Annotated in this window: 16 protein-coding genes; 3 read left to right on the forward strand and 13 right to left on the reverse strand. The window is 60.6% G+C overall.

Translation table 11 applies throughout. The annotated features are described in order from the left end of the window. Positions 1-78: 78 nt before the first annotated feature. The 3 genes from FE782_RS02285 to FE782_RS02295 are packed head-to-tail and all read right to left on the reverse strand — an operon-like array spanning position 79 to position 3225. A complete protein-coding gene (locus tag FE782_RS02285; RefSeq protein ID WP_138192065.1) occupies positions 79-1200 on the reverse strand; it encodes an extracellular solute-binding protein in 1122 nt (373 codons plus the stop codon). Positions 1201-1224: 24 nt separating this feature from the next. Next, a complete protein-coding gene (locus tag FE782_RS02290) occupies positions 1225-2043 on the reverse strand; it encodes an MBL fold metallo-hydrolase (RefSeq protein WP_138192067.1) in 819 nt (272 codons plus the stop codon). 39 nt (positions 2044-2082) lie between these two features. Continuing rightward, positions 2083-3225 carry a GntR family transcriptional regulator gene (locus tag FE782_RS02295; RefSeq protein WP_138192069.1) on the reverse strand — a complete coding sequence of 381 codons (1143 nt, stop codon included), beginning with the start codon at positions 3223-3225 and terminating at the stop codon, positions 2083-2085. A gap of 204 nt (positions 3226-3429) precedes the next feature. On the opposite strand from FE782_RS02295, the gene FE782_RS02300 reads away from it, so the two are divergent. Next, on the forward strand, positions 3430-3975 hold the full coding sequence (locus tag FE782_RS02300; protein WP_138192071.1) for a hypothetical protein: 546 nt from the start codon (positions 3430-3432) through the stop codon (positions 3973-3975). A 24-nt stretch (positions 3976-3999) separates the two neighbouring features. On the opposite strand, the gene FE782_RS02305 is transcribed toward FE782_RS02300, so the two are convergent. From FE782_RS02305 to FE782_RS02330, 6 genes are all read right to left on the reverse strand, one after another. Beyond that, a complete protein-coding gene (locus tag FE782_RS02305) occupies positions 4000-4839 on the reverse strand; it encodes an alpha/beta hydrolase (protein WP_439116411.1) in 840 nt (279 codons plus the stop codon). Between the two features lie 248 nt (positions 4840-5087). Continuing rightward, the gene (locus FE782_RS02310; RefSeq protein WP_138192073.1) at positions 5088-5882 is read right to left on the reverse strand and encodes a C40 family peptidase; all 795 of its coding nucleotides are present in this window, start codon (positions 5880-5882) and stop codon (positions 5088-5090) included. A 148-nt stretch (positions 5883-6030) separates the two neighbouring features. Continuing rightward, entirely contained in the window at positions 6031-6132 is a 102-nt protein-coding gene (locus FE782_RS02315; RefSeq protein WP_138192075.1) for a sporulation protein YjcZ, read from the reverse strand. A gap of 78 nt (positions 6133-6210) precedes the next feature. Next, the gene (locus tag FE782_RS02320) at positions 6211-6747 is read right to left on the reverse strand and encodes a thermonuclease family protein (protein ID WP_138192077.1); all 537 of its coding nucleotides are present in this window, start codon (positions 6745-6747) and stop codon (positions 6211-6213) included. Next, positions 6748-7236: a hypothetical protein gene (locus FE782_RS02325; protein ID WP_138192079.1), complete on the reverse strand. Its 489-nt coding sequence runs from the start codon at positions 7234-7236 to the stop codon at positions 6748-6750. Position 7237: 1 nt separating this feature from the next. Further along, on the reverse strand, positions 7238-7729 hold the full coding sequence (locus FE782_RS02330) for a hypothetical protein (RefSeq protein WP_138192082.1): 492 nt from the start codon (positions 7727-7729) through the stop codon (positions 7238-7240). Between the two features lie 145 nt (positions 7730-7874). Between FE782_RS02330 and FE782_RS02335 the strand changes: the two genes are divergently transcribed. Both FE782_RS02335 and FE782_RS02340 read left to right on the forward strand, forming a co-directional pair. Beyond that, on the forward strand, positions 7875-9431 hold the full coding sequence (locus FE782_RS02335; protein WP_138192084.1) for an ABC-F family ATP-binding cassette domain-containing protein: 1557 nt from the start codon (positions 7875-7877) through the stop codon (positions 9429-9431). Beyond that, the gene (locus FE782_RS02340; protein ID WP_138192086.1) at positions 9431-10201 is read left to right on the forward strand and encodes a GNAT family N-acetyltransferase; all 771 of its coding nucleotides are present in this window, start codon (positions 9431-9433) and stop codon (positions 10199-10201) included. Before FE782_RS02335 ends, FE782_RS02340 begins: the two co-directional genes overlap by 1 nt. 259 nt (positions 10202-10460) lie before the next feature. Here the strand turns inward: FE782_RS02340 and FE782_RS02345 are convergent, their stop codons facing one another. The 4 genes from FE782_RS02345 to FE782_RS02360 are packed head-to-tail and all read right to left on the reverse strand — an operon-like array spanning position 10461 to position 15982. Beyond that, positions 10461-10730 carry a hypothetical protein gene (locus tag FE782_RS02345; RefSeq protein ID WP_138192088.1) on the reverse strand — a complete coding sequence of 90 codons (270 nt, stop codon included), beginning with the start codon at positions 10728-10730 and terminating at the stop codon, positions 10461-10463. Next, complete coding sequence (locus FE782_RS02350) at positions 10727-12382, reverse strand: ATP-binding protein (protein ID WP_138192090.1); 1656 nt, start codon at positions 12380-12382, stop codon at positions 10727-10729. The genes FE782_RS02345 and FE782_RS02350 overlap by 4 nt, the downstream gene beginning before the upstream one ends. A gap of 40 nt (positions 12383-12422) precedes the next feature. Continuing rightward, positions 12423-13268, reverse strand: a complete 846-nt coding sequence (locus tag FE782_RS02355; protein ID WP_138192092.1) for a CheR family methyltransferase — start codon at positions 13266-13268, stop codon at positions 12423-12425. Continuing rightward, positions 13265-15982 (reverse strand): response regulator, encoded by a 2718-nt coding sequence (locus FE782_RS02360; protein WP_138192094.1) that lies wholly within the window; start codon positions 15980-15982, stop codon positions 13265-13267. Before FE782_RS02360 ends, FE782_RS02355 begins: the two co-directional genes overlap by 4 nt.

The raw sequence follows: 15982 nt of genomic DNA on the forward strand, positions 1-15982 counted from the left end.
GAATTTGCGTTCCTTAACGTAACAGACTGCGGAACGGGACGAACCCGCTCCAGCAGTCTGTTAGTGGCGCCTGCATGCTTATTTCATGATCTCGAGTTCGATCTTCTCGACCCAGCTGCCCACGTTGTCCGAGATGAAGCCCCAATCGAACGCTTGGGCCTTCAACGAGGCGTACAGCGCTTTGACTTCTTCGTTCGCTTGCTCCGCCGCTTTCGTGTTGGCCGGCATCGCGTTGAATTGAGCGGCGAATTCGCCTTGCACTTCCGCCGTGCCCATCCACTCGACGAACCGCTGCGCCGTGTCGATCTTCTTCGTGCCGTTAACGATGCCCGCGTGCTCGACGATCATCGGTACGCCGACTTCCGGGCTTACCGTGCCGGCCGCTACGCCGTACTGCTCCGTCTTCTTCTTGAGCGTGCCGGAGACGATCGTCCCGATCGGCGTCTTGCCGCTGGCGATGTTCGCGTACGTATCTTCGCCTTCGACCGCGCCTACGCCGTTGTCGTACAGCTTCTTGATTTCGTCCCAGCCCGCTTGCGCGATGCCGTATTCGCCGTTCGCGTCTTGGTAGCGCGTCAGGATGCCGGCGACGACGAGCTGCGGCGTAATTTGACCGAGCATCGTAGGCGCTTCGTATTTGCCTTGGAATTCCGGGTTGTTGCCGAGGTCCAGCCAATCTTTCGGCGCCTTGTCCGCCGAGATGATGTCAGGGTTGTACCCGAGCAGGATCGCTTGCTTCACCAGACCGTGGTAGTAGCCTTCCGGATCGTTCAGGCCCGCTTCCACGTCGGCCGCCCATGCCGGCACGTATTGGATCAGAACGTTTTCCTTCTTAAGGTTTTCATACAGCATGTTGTTCAGGCCGAACACGACGTCCGCCACCGGATTGTTCTTTTCGGCGATCAACCGGTTCGTGAGGTCCGCGCCGCCCGCGCCGACGATCTCGATTTCGAAGCCGGCCGCTTTCGCTTTCTCGACGAGCCAATCGCCCCGGCCGTCCGAATTGGCGTTCGTGTACACGATGAGCTTCTCGTTCTTCGCCGGTTGTTCCGCGGCAGGCTGCTCGGCCGGTTGCTGCGCGGCAGGCTGTTCCGCCGATGCGTTGTTCGTATCTTGCTCCTCGTTCGCGTTGCCGCCCCCGCAAGCTGCAAGTACAAGGCTAAGAGTCAAAATGGATGCCGTTAATAAGGACTTTTTCATGATTGTCGTCTCTCCTTTAAATGGTTATATATGTAAAATCAATCCATCGTACGCCGTAATGATCCCGGCTGGATTGAATACTTCCTCGAACTCCCCATGAAGCAGCTTGGAATTATGGCTGAAATGCGTGACGACGATCTTGCCTTCCCGCTGTAAGATGTCGCGATTTCGGAACTCGCGCTGCGCTTCCAGCACCGTTTCGATGCACATATGGTTCCTGTCGCGCGCGTTGCCGGTATAGCCGTGCGTACAATCGAGAATGGCGCAATCCATCTGTTTGCCCTGTAACCAGGTCCAAGTGGCGTCCGGGAACCAGCCCGAATCATGCCCGTACAACAGTCTCTTTCCGTTCTTTTCCACCGCGTACAAATAGCAAGTTTCCATCTTGTCGTGATCCGCGAGCAGCGGCGTCACCAATGCGTCTCCTACGGAAATCGTCTCGAACGGACGAAGCAAATGGAATGCGTATCTCGCCCCTTCGAAGCGTCCGATGGCCTTCCGCGTATGGTACATGACCGCATCGTTCCCGTAGATGTGCATCGGATGCTCCAGGCCGTGCGCGATGCCTTCCCTGCGACACTCGAGATCGGCCGCGTTCAGGTGGTCGGAGTGCGTGTGGGTCACCAGCATATGCTCGATCAAGCTGTAATCGATGTTGTCTCGGAGCGCTTGCATGTACGAATCGGGCGAATAATCGAATTTGATCGTATCGTCGACGATGGCCGAGCTTCGCGTGCGGATGTTTTTCCCGCCCAGCTCCCGCGCTTTGTTGCAATACTGGCAGCGGCAGAACGCATTCGGAAACCCTTCGGCGGCCGCAGTACCTAGAAAATGAATTTTCATCTCGTTGTTTCCCCTTGTCTTCCGGCTCGAGCGATCGGCCTAGCGCACCGACTTTCGCTCTACGATCGTCGTTTGAATTTTGATAGTAAGCGGTTTCTCGTTCGAATGGTGGATGCGCTTCATCAGGAGATCCGTCGCCGCGCGGGCGAGCTTCTCCGTGTCCTGCCTTACGGTCGTAAGCGGAATCGGCGTTAACGCCGATAACTGAATATCGGAGAACCCGACGATGGACAGCCGTTCCGGAACCGAAATCCCCATATGCAATGCCGTAAATAAGGTTGAAATCGCCAAATGGTCATCCCCGCACATCACGGCCGTCATTTGCGGATTGTCCTGAATGAAACGCTCTTGTTCAGGGTCGCTCTCGTTGATCCGGTTCGGGTCGCAGGATACGCTTCTAAAGTGAATGAATTGAGTTTTCACAGGAATCGCATGGTCGAGCATCGCCTGGATATAACCTTGATACCGCTCCTCCCTGCTGGTGATATTATCGATCGCATTGGAGGTGTAACCGATTTCACGATGCCCTTTCTCAATCAAATATTTCGCCATGTGGTAAGATCCCTGATAGTGATCGTGGTACACGCAATCGATCTGAACCTCGCGGAAAATTCGATCGATAATGACGATCGGAATGTTCTGAAGCTTCAATCTCAGCACATGGTCGCTGCAAGTTTTGCGCCCCTGCGGAAACAACACGATGCCGCCGATACCGCCCTCGACAAGCTTCTGCAGGCTGCGATCCTCGTCGTCCTTATCCTTGCTGATGATCAGAACGAGATCGAAGCCGTGCTTCCGCACTTCCGTCTCCGCCGCCGTAATAATTTCCGAAGTGTAATCGGAAATATGAGGCAAGATGAGCGCGACCTGACCGTGTAATTTCCCCTCTTGCGGTACATCCGGTTCTTTCTCCTTCGCGACTTCTCCGGCGTAAGGCGCTCCGTCCTGCCGTCCGGAAAGGAAGGTCCCCCTTCTAGGCAGTCGGTACACAATCCCCTGCTCGGCTAACCGTTCCAGCGCCAGCTTGCTCGTCATGCGGCTTACGCCGAACAGCTTGGCGAGCTCTCCTTCCGAAGGGATCGGATCATGCGGCTGAAGGTTACGGCTCTGGATGATGCCGATGACCTCGTCGGCAACCTTCAGGTACAGTTGATTCGTTTTGGTCGGATGGTTATCTTTGATATGAGACCACCTCTCTTACAACGAATGTAATCTATGTCACTGACATATTCAATGACATATTTTATTGAGTTATTGTAAATGCAGGAGCGCTCGTCTCATCTCGTCCATGGATATGTTAGTGATATGCTTGCGCGTGCGATACTGAAGCGTTACGCCGCGGAGATACTATCATCGGAGGAAATCGGAAAGGGAGGTTCGCGGACCATGTTCGATCCGACGATATTCGATAATTGGAAGGTCGTGCTCGAAGGGGCGCTGTACGATTTGGATCGGGAAGGAGCGGCGGAGGTGATCGGACGGGAGGATCTCGTCGACCTCGCGACGATGTCCCGTTCGTTCCGGATCGGCGTACGACGGACCGGGGGCGGCTGCCGCGCGGAGATTCGATTGACGTCGGGGCTCGCCGACTTCGCCGCGGAGCGATACGAGCTGCGGCTGACGGAGCTCGGGGCCCCCGGCATCCGCCTGGAGCTGCGGTTCACGCTGCCGGGCGAGCGCATTCGCGGGGCGAAGGCGTTGCACGACGCCTTGGTTCCGCTCTGGGGCGCGGAGGCGGAGGTGTGCCACCGCGTCCGCATCGAGCTCGACCCGGCCGCGCCGCCGGACGCCGCCGCCGCGTCCGGCGGCAGCGCCTACGAGATCGACGTCCTCTTCCACGAGAAGCGCGACGAAGATCGTATCGGCGACGTGGACGAGCTGCTGAAGCGTCTGCTCGCCTCGCTCGACGCGATCGAGGACGGCGAAGCGTGACGCGCGGCCGAAATGCGGCCGGCCCTATGCCTTCGCCGAAAAGCCGATATTGCGCAGCCAATCCGCGCAAGCGCCGGTCCAACCGCGCGCGAACGGATGGTCCGTCGCGAGGCCGAGGCCGTGGTTGCCCTTCGCGTAGACGTGCAGGTCGAACGGCACCTTATGCTTATGCAGCGCCGATGCGAACAGAAGACTGTTCTCGACCGGAACGGCGTCTTCGTCGGACGTATGCCAGAGGAACGTCTGCGGCGTATCGTCCGTCACCTGCTCGTCGTTGCAGAGCGAGTCGAGCAGCGCCGGGTCCGGATCGTCCCCGAGCAGGTTGCGGCGGGAGCCCGTATGCGCGGACGGCTCCTTCAGCGTAATGACCGCGTAGCAGAGCACGAGCGCGTCCGGACGGCACGACATCCGCTCGATCGGATCCGTCGCATCCGGCCGGCCGCGGTCGTAATGCGTTCCCGCCGTCGCGGTCAGATGGCCGCCGGCGGAGAAGCCGAGGATGCCGACCCGGTTCGGGTCGATCCCGTAGACGTCCGCGTCGTGGCGGATCGTGCGGATCGCGCGCTGCGCGTCCAACAGCGCCGCCGGGTACCGATACGGGGCGACCCGATACCGAAGCACGAACGCGGAGATGCCGAGGCCGTTCAGCCATCGCGCGATCGGGTCTCCTTCATGCTCCGCGCGCATGCCGTAGCCGCCGCCCGGAACGACGACGACCGCCGCGTTCCCCTTGCCTTCTACGAGGTACGGCGTAATCGCCGGTTTATCCTCGTCCGTGTCGCCCGCCGCAAGCGGCGCGCCTTCCGGCCATAACAATCTGATTTCCATCGGTTCCTGCGTCCGATTCGTTGTCGCTTCTCCCATGCTCGGATCCTCCTGACGAATGTGCAATCGCTTTCCCTTCACCTTACCAAAAGAGCGACGCTTGTTTCAACGAAAGGCAGGCGGTATGGCGTCGAGTTCGCGCAGCATGAGCAAAACCAGCCGCAATCGTTCAGCTGAGCGAAGGTCAATCCAGGAGAAGGAGCGCGGGAACAAGCACCTTCCTCCTCATGGAATGCTTCTAAAAAAAGGAGGGACGCGGGCGTCCCTCCTTCAAACCAATAAGCTTCCTACAAGGCGCTTCCGCCGAAAATGAACCGGTATTCCCAATGCTTATTATCGATGCTGTCGATCCGGACGCCGCCGGAATCTTTGGAATATGTATGCAGCATTTTCCCATTGCCGAGATAGATGCTTACGTGCGTAATGCGCTGCTTGCTTTTCGTCAACCCTTTGTAATCCGATGCGCTAGAGCCTCTGTACGACATGAAGAACATCAGATCGCCCGGCTTCAGCTTGCTCCAGCTCGTCGTCGTCTCGCCGCGCTCCTTCACGTAATCGCCTTGATCCCGCGAATTCGACGGGAGCGCGATGCGCGCGCCGTCCTTGAAGGCTTGTCTGACGAAGTCGGAGCAATCGAACGTCCTGGTCGACGAGCGGCTAGAACCGTACTCGTACGGCGTGCCGAGATATTCCTTGCCCGCGTCGATGATCCGCCGCGCCAGCTTGCTCGCCGAAGCGGGCGAGACGGGAGCGCTCGGCGCCGAGGCGTTCGACGTTCTCATGTCCGCCGAAGACGAATCGACGATGTCGACATATTCGTCGGACGACGAGACGTATCCGACCCGGCCGTCCTCGTCTCTCACCTTGTACCAGTAATCGTTCGGCTCGGACAAGATGACGAGCCGCTCGCCCTCGTCCACGTAGCGGATTCGGTCCGAAGACGTCGACGGACTTTCTCTGAGCGAGACGGAGCTGACCGCTTCCGCCGTCGCCGCATCCGCGACCCCTGCCGATCCGACCGTCCCGCCGACGACCAACCCTGCCGATAAGAGCGCTTGCATAGCAATATGCAGTTTCTTCATAGTATGTATGTACCTCCCGTATATTCTAGTTGCTACTATCGAATGATTTCATGATATACGGAAAGGTTGCACTTTGTATGCCTGTAAATGTTGGAACGAAAAAAAGGCCCCAGGACGCTCAACGTCCCGAGGCTTCGGCGTGCGGGGATTAGTATGCCCCGCCTACGATCGTACGGCTGATGATAACCAACAAAATGAACAAGACCAAGATCGCGCCCGTGGAAGTGAATGCACCGCCAACTGCTGTCATGATCGCCTCACCTCCTTCTGCTTACCCCTTTAGGGTATGCATCCGGCGGAGGCGCCGCACCGGACATTCGCCCGACTTTCACTGGGCGGGCGAAGCGTCGCGGAGGCCCCACAGCCCGAGACCCGCTTCTCGCGCCCGGCGCTCCGCGGCGAGCAGCGCATCCGCGCGACGTACGTTCGGCGGAATCGTCAGCACCGTCGCGTACCCCTCCGCCACGAGCTTCTCATTCACGAACGTGCCGTCCTCGAGGTAGACGTACGCGAGCAGCCGGTCGAATCGATCCCGCTCGGCCGCGTCCAGCTCGAGGCACGCGTTCGCGCCCGTCAGCAGCTTCTTCGCGTACTCGCTCGCTTCCTTCCCGTACGGCTCCACCGGCGAGTCCGGCTTCACCGTCTCGGGCGTGTCGATCCCGAGCATGCGCACGGTATCGTCCCGTTTCGCGCCGACGTCGATCTTGAACGTGTCGCCGTCGACGACCCGCGTCACGGGATAACACGCCCGCTCCGCGGCAGCGTCCGTCCCCGCGTCCTCGGCGCAGCCTCCAAGCGCCAAGCCCAGCGCGGCGATGGCCGCCAGGGCGGCACCCTTTTCCCAAAAACCGAAAGTCTTCCCCATCTACCCCGTCTCGCTCCTCCGGTCGATGCTTTGAACATAATGATACAACGCCAAGGTGAGCAGCTGAAGCGTGAAATAGACGATCGAGGAATAGTCGAAGTCGTACCCGTTCTTATACTCGAAGACGCCGAACCGGGCGCCGACGCCTTCGAGAAACATCCCGAACGCGGTCCAGACGAGCACGTAGAACGGGGCGAATCGCCTCGGGACCTTCAACCAGTCGTACATATATAAGAACAAGTAACCGAACGGACCGTACATAATGTAGGTGACGAAATCGATGAACTCGAAATCTTTCGTATCGTTGATGTCGTAGAAGTCGATGGGCACGCCCGCCAGCGCATGGTCGAACACGACGCCGAAATACGCCCCGAACAGAACGAACAAGATCGTGGCGCTCCGGTCGAACCGTCGAGGCAGCCGCCACGTCAGAAGGACGCCCGCGGTCGTCACTAAGACGACGAACCATTCGTTCGCGCTCCAGTTCATGTTACGAGACCTCCCTCCTAGAACGCGTATAACGCAAGAACCACTGCGCCGCGAGGCAGGCGACGAGAACCAACGCGACGTCCAGTCCGAACATATGCCATGCGTTGACGCGTTTCAGCTCGAGCCAGCCCTGCGACATCGCGATCTGAAGCAGAACGACGCGGGCGAGAACGACGCCAACGACGCCGCTCCACTTCGTCAGACGACTCCGGCCGAGGATCCACCACGTCGCGGCGATCAAGTAGAGGACGGGCCTCAAGACGGTACGGATGAAAATATGATGCATAAACGGTTCCATCCGCTTCGGCAGCGAAATCCAGTCGAGCGACATCGCCGCGGTCGTAAACAACAGCGACTCCAGGATCGACATGAGCAGGAAGACGAATAGGAGAATGTCCGTAGGCAGCCGCCGCTTCTGCGACCAGACGACGGCGAAGACGGTCCAGGAGCCCAGCAACAAGATCGTAAAGTGCATATTTCCAAGCCACTGCACCGGCTATGCCTCGCTTTCTCCGAAAATTTCTCCATTATCATGCCCACTTCCAAGATTCGACAAACGTAATATTCGTTGTGCTGCGGGGGCGGGCCGTTTTATAATCAAGGAATGACTGCGAAACTATGAAAAAAAGGTGCGATCCATGAGCATATTGACCGTAACGAATTTATCCCACGGCTTCGGGGACCGGGCGATCTTCAACGACGTCTCGTTCCGGCTGTTGAAGGGAGAGCATATCGGCCTGATCGGCGCGAACGGCGAAGGCAAGTCGACGTTCATGAACATCGTGACGGGCAAGCTCGAGCCGGACGCGGGCAAGGTCGAATGGGCGCGCAACGTCCGCGTCGGCTATCTCGACCAGCACGCCGCGCTCAACAAAGGCGCGACGATCCGCGATGTGCTGAAGACCGCGTTCAAGTATTTGTTCGACATGGAGGCGGAGATCAACCGGCTGTACGAAGCGATGGCCGAAGCGACGCCGGAAGAGATGGAGCGGATGCTCGAGGACGTCGGCACGTTCCAAGACACGCTGACGACGAACGACTTCTACGTCATCGACGCGAAGATCGAGGAGATCGCCCGCGGCCTCGGGCTCGACGACATCGGGCTCGACCGCGACGTGCACGATCTGTCCGGCGGCCAACGGACGAAGGTGCTGCTCGCGAAGCTGCTGCTCGAGAAGCCGGATATTTTGCTGCTCGACGAGCCGACGAACTACCTGGACGAGAAGCATATCGAATGGCTGAAGCGATACTTGCAAGAATACGAGAATGCCTTCGTGCTCATCTCCCACGACATTCCGTTCCTTAACAGCGTCGTCAACTTGATCTATCACATGGCGAATCAGGAGCTTACCCGCTACGTCGGCGACTACGACCACTTCGTCTCCGTCTACGAAGCGAAGCAGCAGCAGCTCGAGTCGGCCTACAAGCGGCAGCAGCAGGAGATCGAAGATCTCAAGGACTTCGTCGCGCGCAACAAAGCACGGGTGTCGACGCGGAACATGGCGATGTCGCGCCAGAAGAAGCTCGACAAGATGGACGTCATCGAGCTCGCCAAGGAGAAGCCGAAGCCGCAGTTCAACTTCAAGGAAGCCCGTACGTCGGGGAAATTGATTTTCGAGACGCGCGGCCTCGTCATCGGGTACGAAGAGCCGCTATCGCGGCCGCTCGACCTGCGCATGGAGCGCGGGCAGAAGGTCGCTCTCGTCGGCGCCAACGGCATCGGGAAGACGACGCTGCTGCGCAGCATTCTCGGCGAAATCCGCCCGCTGTCCGGCGACGTCGAGAAGGGGGATTACCTGCACATCGGCTATTTCGAGCAGGAGGTTAAGTCGTCGAACGGCAATACGTGCATCGACGAGGTATGGGGCGAGTTTCCGACGATGTCCCAGTTCGAGGTGCGCGCGGCGCTGGCGAAGTGCGGCTTAACGACGAAGCATATCGAGAGCAAGATCGACGTCTTAAGCGGCGGGGAAAAGGCGAAGGTCCGATTGTGCAAGCTGATCAACCGCGAGACGAACGTGCTCGTGCTCGACGAGCCGACGAACCATCTGGACGTCGACGCGAAGGAAGAGCTGAAGCGTGCGTTGATCGCGTATAAGGGCAGCATTTTGCTCATTTCGCACGAACCGGAATTTTACCGCGACGTCGCGACGGACGTTTGGAATTGCGAGTCGTGGACGACGAAGGTGTTCTAATGGAGCCGGGCGAGGTTCGACTCGACGTCGTGCGGCTCGTAGAGGAGCTCGCGGCGAACGCGTGGGCGCCGTATACGGTGCAGGCGCTCGGAGGTTGGCGGCTTCGAGCGACGTTCGGCGTCACGAAGCGGGCCAACAGCGCGTGGACGGTCGGCGCGACGCCGGACGGCGACTGGCTCGACGCCGTCGAGCGGTTTTATCGCCGGCGGGGGATGCCGTCCTGCTTCTACCTCAGCGACGCGACGCCGGACGGCATCGACGACGCGCTCGCGGCGGCCGGATACGAGAAGCTGTTCCCGTGTTTCTTCATGACGGGCTCCGCGTCCGAGACATCGGCGCGCTTCCCGGCGGACGACCGCTTCGAAGCGCGGTACGCGGACGAGGCCGGCGACGATTGGATCGCCGACTTCATCCGGCTCGAAGGCTTCGAGCCGGCCCGCGCCGCCGCGTACGCGCATATCTTCCGCGCGATCGGCCCGGCGAAGACGTTCCTGCGCCTGACGAGCCGGGACGGCGACACCGTCGCCCTCGCCACGGCCGTCGCCGAGCGCGGGCACGCCGGCCTCAGCAACGTCGTCGTCGCCCCCGCGTTCCGGCGGCAGGGCGCCGCGGCGCAGCTGCTGCGGGCGCTCGCCGCGTGGGCGGACGCCGAAGGCGCGCGAACGCTGTGGCTCCAGGTGCTCGAAGACAACGCCCCCGCGATCGCGCTGTACCGCAAGGCCGGCTTCGACGTCCTATCGCGGTGCCATTACCGACAAAAAAAGCTATGATCGAAAATGATCGATCATAGCTTTTTTTACGTCCATATGCTCCCTTGGCCTGCATAAATACAATTATTTCTCCCAATGTTTGCCCGGAATCCCTTAATAGCTGCATGTCTGCATCTATTCTTCGCTTCCGAAGGCAAACACCTCCGGATTACCTGCGCTTTAGCAGGTATTCGGCCATTTCTAGCCTTTTCCCCACCGAATACCTGTACTTTTGCAGCTCATTGGCGCGAGCACGAAGTCTGCTCCCCGCTCCGCGAGTTCAGCCCTTGTTTTCCGCGTCCAGCGCCGCTTGGATCAAAGCGTCGAACGCGACATCGTCCTCCTCGAGGAACGCTTCGACTTCGTCGATTCTCTCCTCGCTCCCCGACTCCGCCGCGAAATGAAGCCCATACTCCCATTCCTTGCCCTTCTTGCTGAACAGCGTAATTTCGTATTCCTGCGGATGCCCTTCCACGCGGAAGCGCACGTTGCCGACGTACCCTTCTTCCGGGTCGTGACGCAGCCCGGCCGCGCCGATGTCGATTTTCATTCGTCGTTCCCTCCTTGTTTTTCGTCGGATGCAGGCGCCGTTACCGGCCTCGGCACGATCGGCAGCCGCACGCTGAACATCGTGCCGAGCGGACCGGACGTGACGCCGATGCTTCCTTGGTGCCGCTCCATGATGCTATAGCATAACGCCAGCCCCAACCCCGTCCCGTGATCCTTCGTCGTGAAGAACGGCGTCCCGAGCCGCTCGAGCACCTCGTCCGGGATGCCCGGGCCTTCGTCGATGACGTCGATGACGGCCGCGCCGTTGTCGGCGTGCGTCCGAATCGTCAACCGGCCGCCGGGCTCCATCGCCTCCAGCCCGTTCTTCGCGAGATTGAGGATGACCTGCCGCATCTCGTTCGCGTCCGCGCGGAGCCAGACGTCGTCCGCGTCGTGACGCACCTCCACCTGCTTCTCCGCCATGACGGCCACCGCCTGCAGCAACGGAGACAACGAATCGACGAGCTCCTGCACGGCCAGCACGTCGAAGTGGCTCGTCTTGTTGCCGGCCAGCGACAAGTATTCCGTAATGATCGTGTTCGCGCGAAGCAGCTCCGACAGCATCAGATCGATATGCTCCTTCGACATCGGCGTCTCGCTTTTGCGCCAAATTTGCAGAAACCCCTGAATCGTCGTCATCGGATTGCGGATTTCATGCGCGATGCCGGCCGCCATCTCCCCGATCAGGTTGAGCCGGTCGAGTCGGTTCAAGTGACGCTGCAGCGCGACCCGCTCCGAGATGTCCGTAATGACGATCAGCTCGCACGCCTCCTCGTTCACCTCGAGCACCTGGGACGACAGCAGCCCGAAGCGCTGCTCCCCGTCGCGCGTCGTGAACTCGATCTGCACGGAATCGCTTTCGCGGCTTTCCGTCGTTCGGATGCGGATCGCTTCGTCGCGCAGCGCGTTCATCCGCTCCACGCCGTAGCCCGTCGCCTTCTCCCATGCGTTGTTCACGTCGAGATACTTGCCGTCGTGCAGCCGACGGATGGCGATCAGATTCGGGTTCGTATAGAAAATGGTCCGAAACCGCCGATGCGACCGGTAAATTTCCTGATTCGCGTCGCGAAGCTGCGCGGTCCGCTCCTCGACCGTCTGCTCCAGCACCCGCTGATGCTGCAGCAGCTTCCGCTCCGCCTCGACGAGCCGTTGATTGACGCGTTCGATCTCCAGGTTGCGGCGCTGCAGCAGCGCGTGCTTCTGCTTCAGCTCCCGCTGGTATCGATGCATGCGAACGAAATTTTCGACCTTCCAGCGCAGGACGTCCGGATCGAACGGCTTGAATACGTAGTCGATCGAGCCCGTCAAATATCCTTGTTTCACATTGGACTTAGATTTATACGTCGCGGTGATGAAGATAATCGGCACCTCGCGGAGTTCCTTCCGCTCCCGCATCAGCATCGCCGTTTCGTACCCGTCCATGCCCGGCATATGCACGTCCATCAAGACGAGGGCCAGCCGGCTCAAGTCCGAATGCAGCACGTGCCGCAGCGCGTCCTCGCCCGACGTTTTGCCGACCAGGCAATACTCGGACGAATCGAGCGCGGCTTTCAGCGCCAATAAATTTTCCGGTCGATCGTCGACCATCAAGATGTCAACCCGGTCGTTCGCGGGGGCGATGCCTTCGTAGTCGTATATCCCTCGTTCGTTCATGCGATTCGTCCCTCAGATCCCTTCCGTAATCGCTCGTTCCTCATACAGCCTTATATAATCGGTGGGCCGCGTCCAGCTCCTCCCAATCGGTTCGTTGGAGCACCGCTTCCCTCATGCCCAGCGCCAGCGTGCCGCCCGGCGTCATGCTTTCGCGGAACAGCCGCAGCGCGCGGGCTTGCAGCTGCGCATTGAAATAAATCAAGACGTTCCGACACAAGATCAAGTGAAATTCGTTAAACGAATGATCCGTCGCCAAGTTATGTCTCGCGAAGACGATATGCTTCCGCAGCGACGGATCGAAGCAAGCGTCGTCTCCGTCCACGGCGTAATATTCGGAGAACGGCTGGCGGCCTTCCGCGCGCAAGTAATTGCTCGTATATTGCTTCATCCGGCCGACCGGATACGAGCCGAGGCGCGCCCGTTCGAGCAGCTCCTCGTTCATGTCGGTCGCATAGATCGTGCCGCGTCCTTCGAGGCCTTCCTCCCGCAGCATGATGGCCATCGAATACGCTTCTTCCCCCGTGGCGCAGCCCGCATGCCAGATTCGGAAGCTCGGCAGCCTCGCGAGCTGCGGCAGGACGCGGCGGCGCAGCTCGCGGAACACGTCCGGATCGCGGAACATCTCCGTCACGGGGATGCTGAAATCCTGGAGCAACCGATCCATCGCGTCCGCATCGCGCAGCACGAGCGACTGCAGCGCCGAGACCGTCCCGAGCCGCTCCGCTTCCATGCGATGCCTCGCCCGCCTCCGGATGGAGCCGAGCGCGTATTGGCGGAAGTCGTAGCCGTACACTCGATAGATGCCCTCGAGCAGCAGCTCGACCTCCACTTTCTCCACCGCGTCGACCGCCGATCCGGGGGTAGCGGCCCCGTCCCGGGCGATCATGCCGTCTCTCCGCCCGAGCCGTCCATCCATACGCGCAGCAGGGATAACAGCTTGTCCAGCTTGACGGGCTTGCTCAGGTAATCGTTCGCGCCGGCTTCGAGACACAGCTCGCGGTCTTGCTTCATCGCCTTCGCCGTCAGCGCGATGACGGGCAGCTTCTCGAATCGGGCGTCGGCGCGAATCGCCCGCGTCGCCTCGTAGCCGTCGATGCCCGGCATCATCATATCCATCAGCACGAGGTCGATGTCCGGTTCCTCGTTCAGCTTGGCCAGCGCGGCGCCGCCGTCTTCGGCGAACGTCACGCGATACCGCTGCTCCAACAGCGCTGCGGAGAGCGCATAGACGTTCCGGATATCGTCGTCGACGAGCAAAATCTTGCCGCGGCAGTTCTCGGCCCCGTCTTCCTCGACGGTCCCCGACGGGACGCGCGGCTCCGCCGAAGCCGTCGCGGCGGCGGCTTCCCGCCGCGCCGCCCGGTCCAGCCGCTTCATCGGGATCGTCGCCGTGAACGCGCTTCCGCTTCCTTCGACGCTCTCCAGACGGATCGCGCCTCCGAGAATCGTCGCCAGCTCCTTCGAGATCGACAGCCCGAGGCCCGTGCCGCCGTATTTGCGCGTCGTCTTGCCGTCCGCCTGCCGGAACGCTTCGAAGATGAGACCGTGCTTGTCGGCCGGAATGCCGATCCCCGTATCGCGCACTTGGAACGAGACGTTCACGGTCTTGGCGCCGTCCGACGTCTCCCCGGAGGACGCCTCTTCCGAGAAGACGCGGAGCGACACGGTGCCGGTCTCCGTAAATTTGAACGCGTTCGAGAGCAGATTGTTCACGATCTGCTGCAGCATTCTCGGATCCCCGACAAATTCGGCGTCGGCCAACGTCGGGTCCGTCCGCACGTCGAACGCGAGCCCTTTCTTCTCGGCCACGCCGCGGAACTGCCGCTCCGCGGCGTTCGCGAATTCATCCAGCGAGAACGATTCCATGGACGGCTCCATCTGACCGGCTTCGATCTTCGACAAGTCGAGCACGTCGTTGATCAACCCGAGCAGCTCGTTGCCCGAATACAGAATCGTCTGCGCGTACTCCCGCTGCTTCCCGGACAGCCTTCCCTCCGCGTCGTCCGCGAGCATCTGCGCCAAGATGAGCAAGCTGTTCATCGGCGTCCGCAGCTCGTGCGAGATGTTGGCGAGGAACTCCGACTTGAATTGCGAGCTCGCCTGCAGCTCTCCCGCTTGCTTCTCCAGCTCCACGCGGATCTGATCGAGCTCGAGGCTTCGCTGCTCGGAGTAGCGGAATTGCTCGGCGAGCTTCTCGTTCAACGAGCGCAGCTCCTCTTGCTGCTGCTGAAGCTCCTCCGACTGCGTCTGAAGCTCCTCGACGTACGTCTGAGATTCGGACAGCAGCGCTTGCACGCGCATGTTACTGGAGAGGGCGCGCAGCGAAACGCCGATCCCGCCGCTCGTCAGCTCGGTCAGGAATTCGCGGACGACGCGCTCGAGCGGCGCGAAGCCGCCGAGCTCCAGCACCGCGACGATGCGATCCTCGAAGCGGATCGGCAGCAGCGTGACGTACGCGGCGTCGCCCTCGCCGAGGCCGGAGACGACCTTCAGGTAGTGCGGCGGCGCCGCCCGCTCGATGACCGCTCCGTCGGCCGCGCATTGTCCGACGAGCCCCTGCCCTCGCTCGAAGACGCGCTCCCGCGCGGCCTCCGCGGGGTCGAGCGCGTATGCGGCGATGCGCGCGAACCGATCCGGCATGCCGTCCGGATCCGCAAAATAGAGCGCGCCCGCCACGGCGCCGGTCGTCGGCACGACGTGGGCCAAGAACCGTTCCCCGAACGCCTTGATCTCCCTAGCGCCTTGCGTGGCGTTCATAACGCCGGCGACGTTCGATTTGACCCAGTTTTGCTCCTCCAGCCATCGGCTGTTCGCCGCTTCTTGCCTCGTGTGCTCCTCGAGCGCATCCGCCATCCGGTTATACGCAGCCGCGATGACCCCCATCTCGTCGGAGGCGCTCGTCTTCATCCGCGGCAGCGCCGCCGCCGAATCGAGCGCTTGCACCTCGTTCATGACGTCGGAGATTTTGCGAATGCTGCGCACCGAACTGCGGACGACGCCGAGCGCCGTCACGCCGCACAGGATCAGCAGCATCGCCACGCCGCCCCACATGACGGCTTGTCCTTGGCGATGCTGCTCGCCCGTCGTCTCGACGCGGCTCATCATAAGCTCTTCTTGGTATTCGATGAATAACGTCAAGCTGGCTTGCAGCGCGGCGCCCTTCGGCTGGATGTCGGCGCGCAGCATCGCCTCCGCGGCCGACGTATCGCCCTCGGAAGCGAGCCGGATATACCGGTCGGTCATCGCCTCGTATTCCGTATATAGACGCGCGGTTTCTCCATAATGCTGCTTCCCCTGAGCCGTCTCGATCATCGGGGCGAGACGCTCGTTAATGGACCGCAACGACTCCCGCGCTCCATAGATCGTCCGCAGCGCCTCGTCCGGCTCCTCGTCCATGAGAAGATTCGTTAACCCTTCGTTCATGGCGCCGAGCGTAAATTGAACTTCATGAGTCAACTGTACCTTCGTATAAAGGTCGTGCCCGATTTCGTTCGTATTGCCGTTCATCTCCATCATAATGCTCGCGACCGCCCCTACGAACAGGGCGATAAAGATGAAGATCGATACGAAGCCCAAATAAATGCGCTGTCGAATATTCAA

This window comes from Paenibacillus antri (genome assembly GCF_005765165.1).
GTDB lineage: Bacteria > Bacillota > Bacilli > Paenibacillales > YIM-B00363 > Paenibacillus_AE > Paenibacillus_AE antri.

What these genes read in the sequence shown, in the direction of transcription:
- FE782_RS02285 (WP_138192065.1), bottom strand. Translation starts at nt 1,200, where the DNA reads ATGAAAAAGTCCTTATTAACGGCATCCATTTTGACTCTTAGCCTTGTA.
- FE782_RS02290 (WP_138192067.1), bottom strand. Translation starts at nt 2,043, where the DNA reads ATGAAAATTCATTTTCTAGGTACTGCGGCCGCCGAAGGGTTTCCGAAT.
- FE782_RS02300 (WP_138192071.1), top strand. Translation starts at nt 3,430, where the DNA reads ATGTTCGATCCGACGATATTCGATAATTGGAAGGTCGTGCTCGAAGGG.
- FE782_RS02305 (WP_439116411.1), bottom strand. Translation starts at nt 4,839, where the DNA reads ATGGGAGAAGCGACAACGAATCGGACGCAGGAACCGATGGAAATCAGA.
- FE782_RS02310 (WP_138192073.1), bottom strand. Translation starts at nt 5,882, where the DNA reads ATGAAGAAACTGCATATTGCTATGCAAGCGCTCTTATCGGCAGGGTTG.
- FE782_RS02315 (WP_138192075.1), bottom strand. Translation starts at nt 6,132, where the DNA reads ATGACAGCAGTTGGCGGTGCATTCACTTCCACGGGCGCGATCTTGGTC.
- FE782_RS02320 (WP_138192077.1), bottom strand. Translation starts at nt 6,747, where the DNA reads ATGGGGAAGACTTTCGGTTTTTGGGAAAAGGGTGCCGCCCTGGCGGCC.
- FE782_RS02325 (WP_138192079.1), bottom strand. Translation starts at nt 7,236, where the DNA reads ATGAACTGGAGCGCGAACGAATGGTTCGTCGTCTTAGTGACGACCGCG.
- FE782_RS02335 (WP_138192084.1), top strand. Translation starts at nt 7,875, where the DNA reads ATGAGCATATTGACCGTAACGAATTTATCCCACGGCTTCGGGGACCGG.
- FE782_RS02340 (WP_138192086.1), top strand. Translation starts at nt 9,431, where the DNA reads ATGGAGCCGGGCGAGGTTCGACTCGACGTCGTGCGGCTCGTAGAGGAG.
- FE782_RS02345 (WP_138192088.1), bottom strand. Translation starts at nt 10,730, where the DNA reads ATGAAAATCGACATCGGCGCGGCCGGGCTGCGTCACGACCCGGAAGAA.
- FE782_RS02350 (WP_138192090.1), bottom strand. Translation starts at nt 12,382, where the DNA reads ATGAACGAACGAGGGATATACGACTACGAAGGCATCGCCCCCGCGAAC.
- FE782_RS02355 (WP_138192092.1), bottom strand. Translation starts at nt 13,268, where the DNA reads ATGATCGCCCGGGACGGGGCCGCTACCCCCGGATCGGCGGTCGACGCG.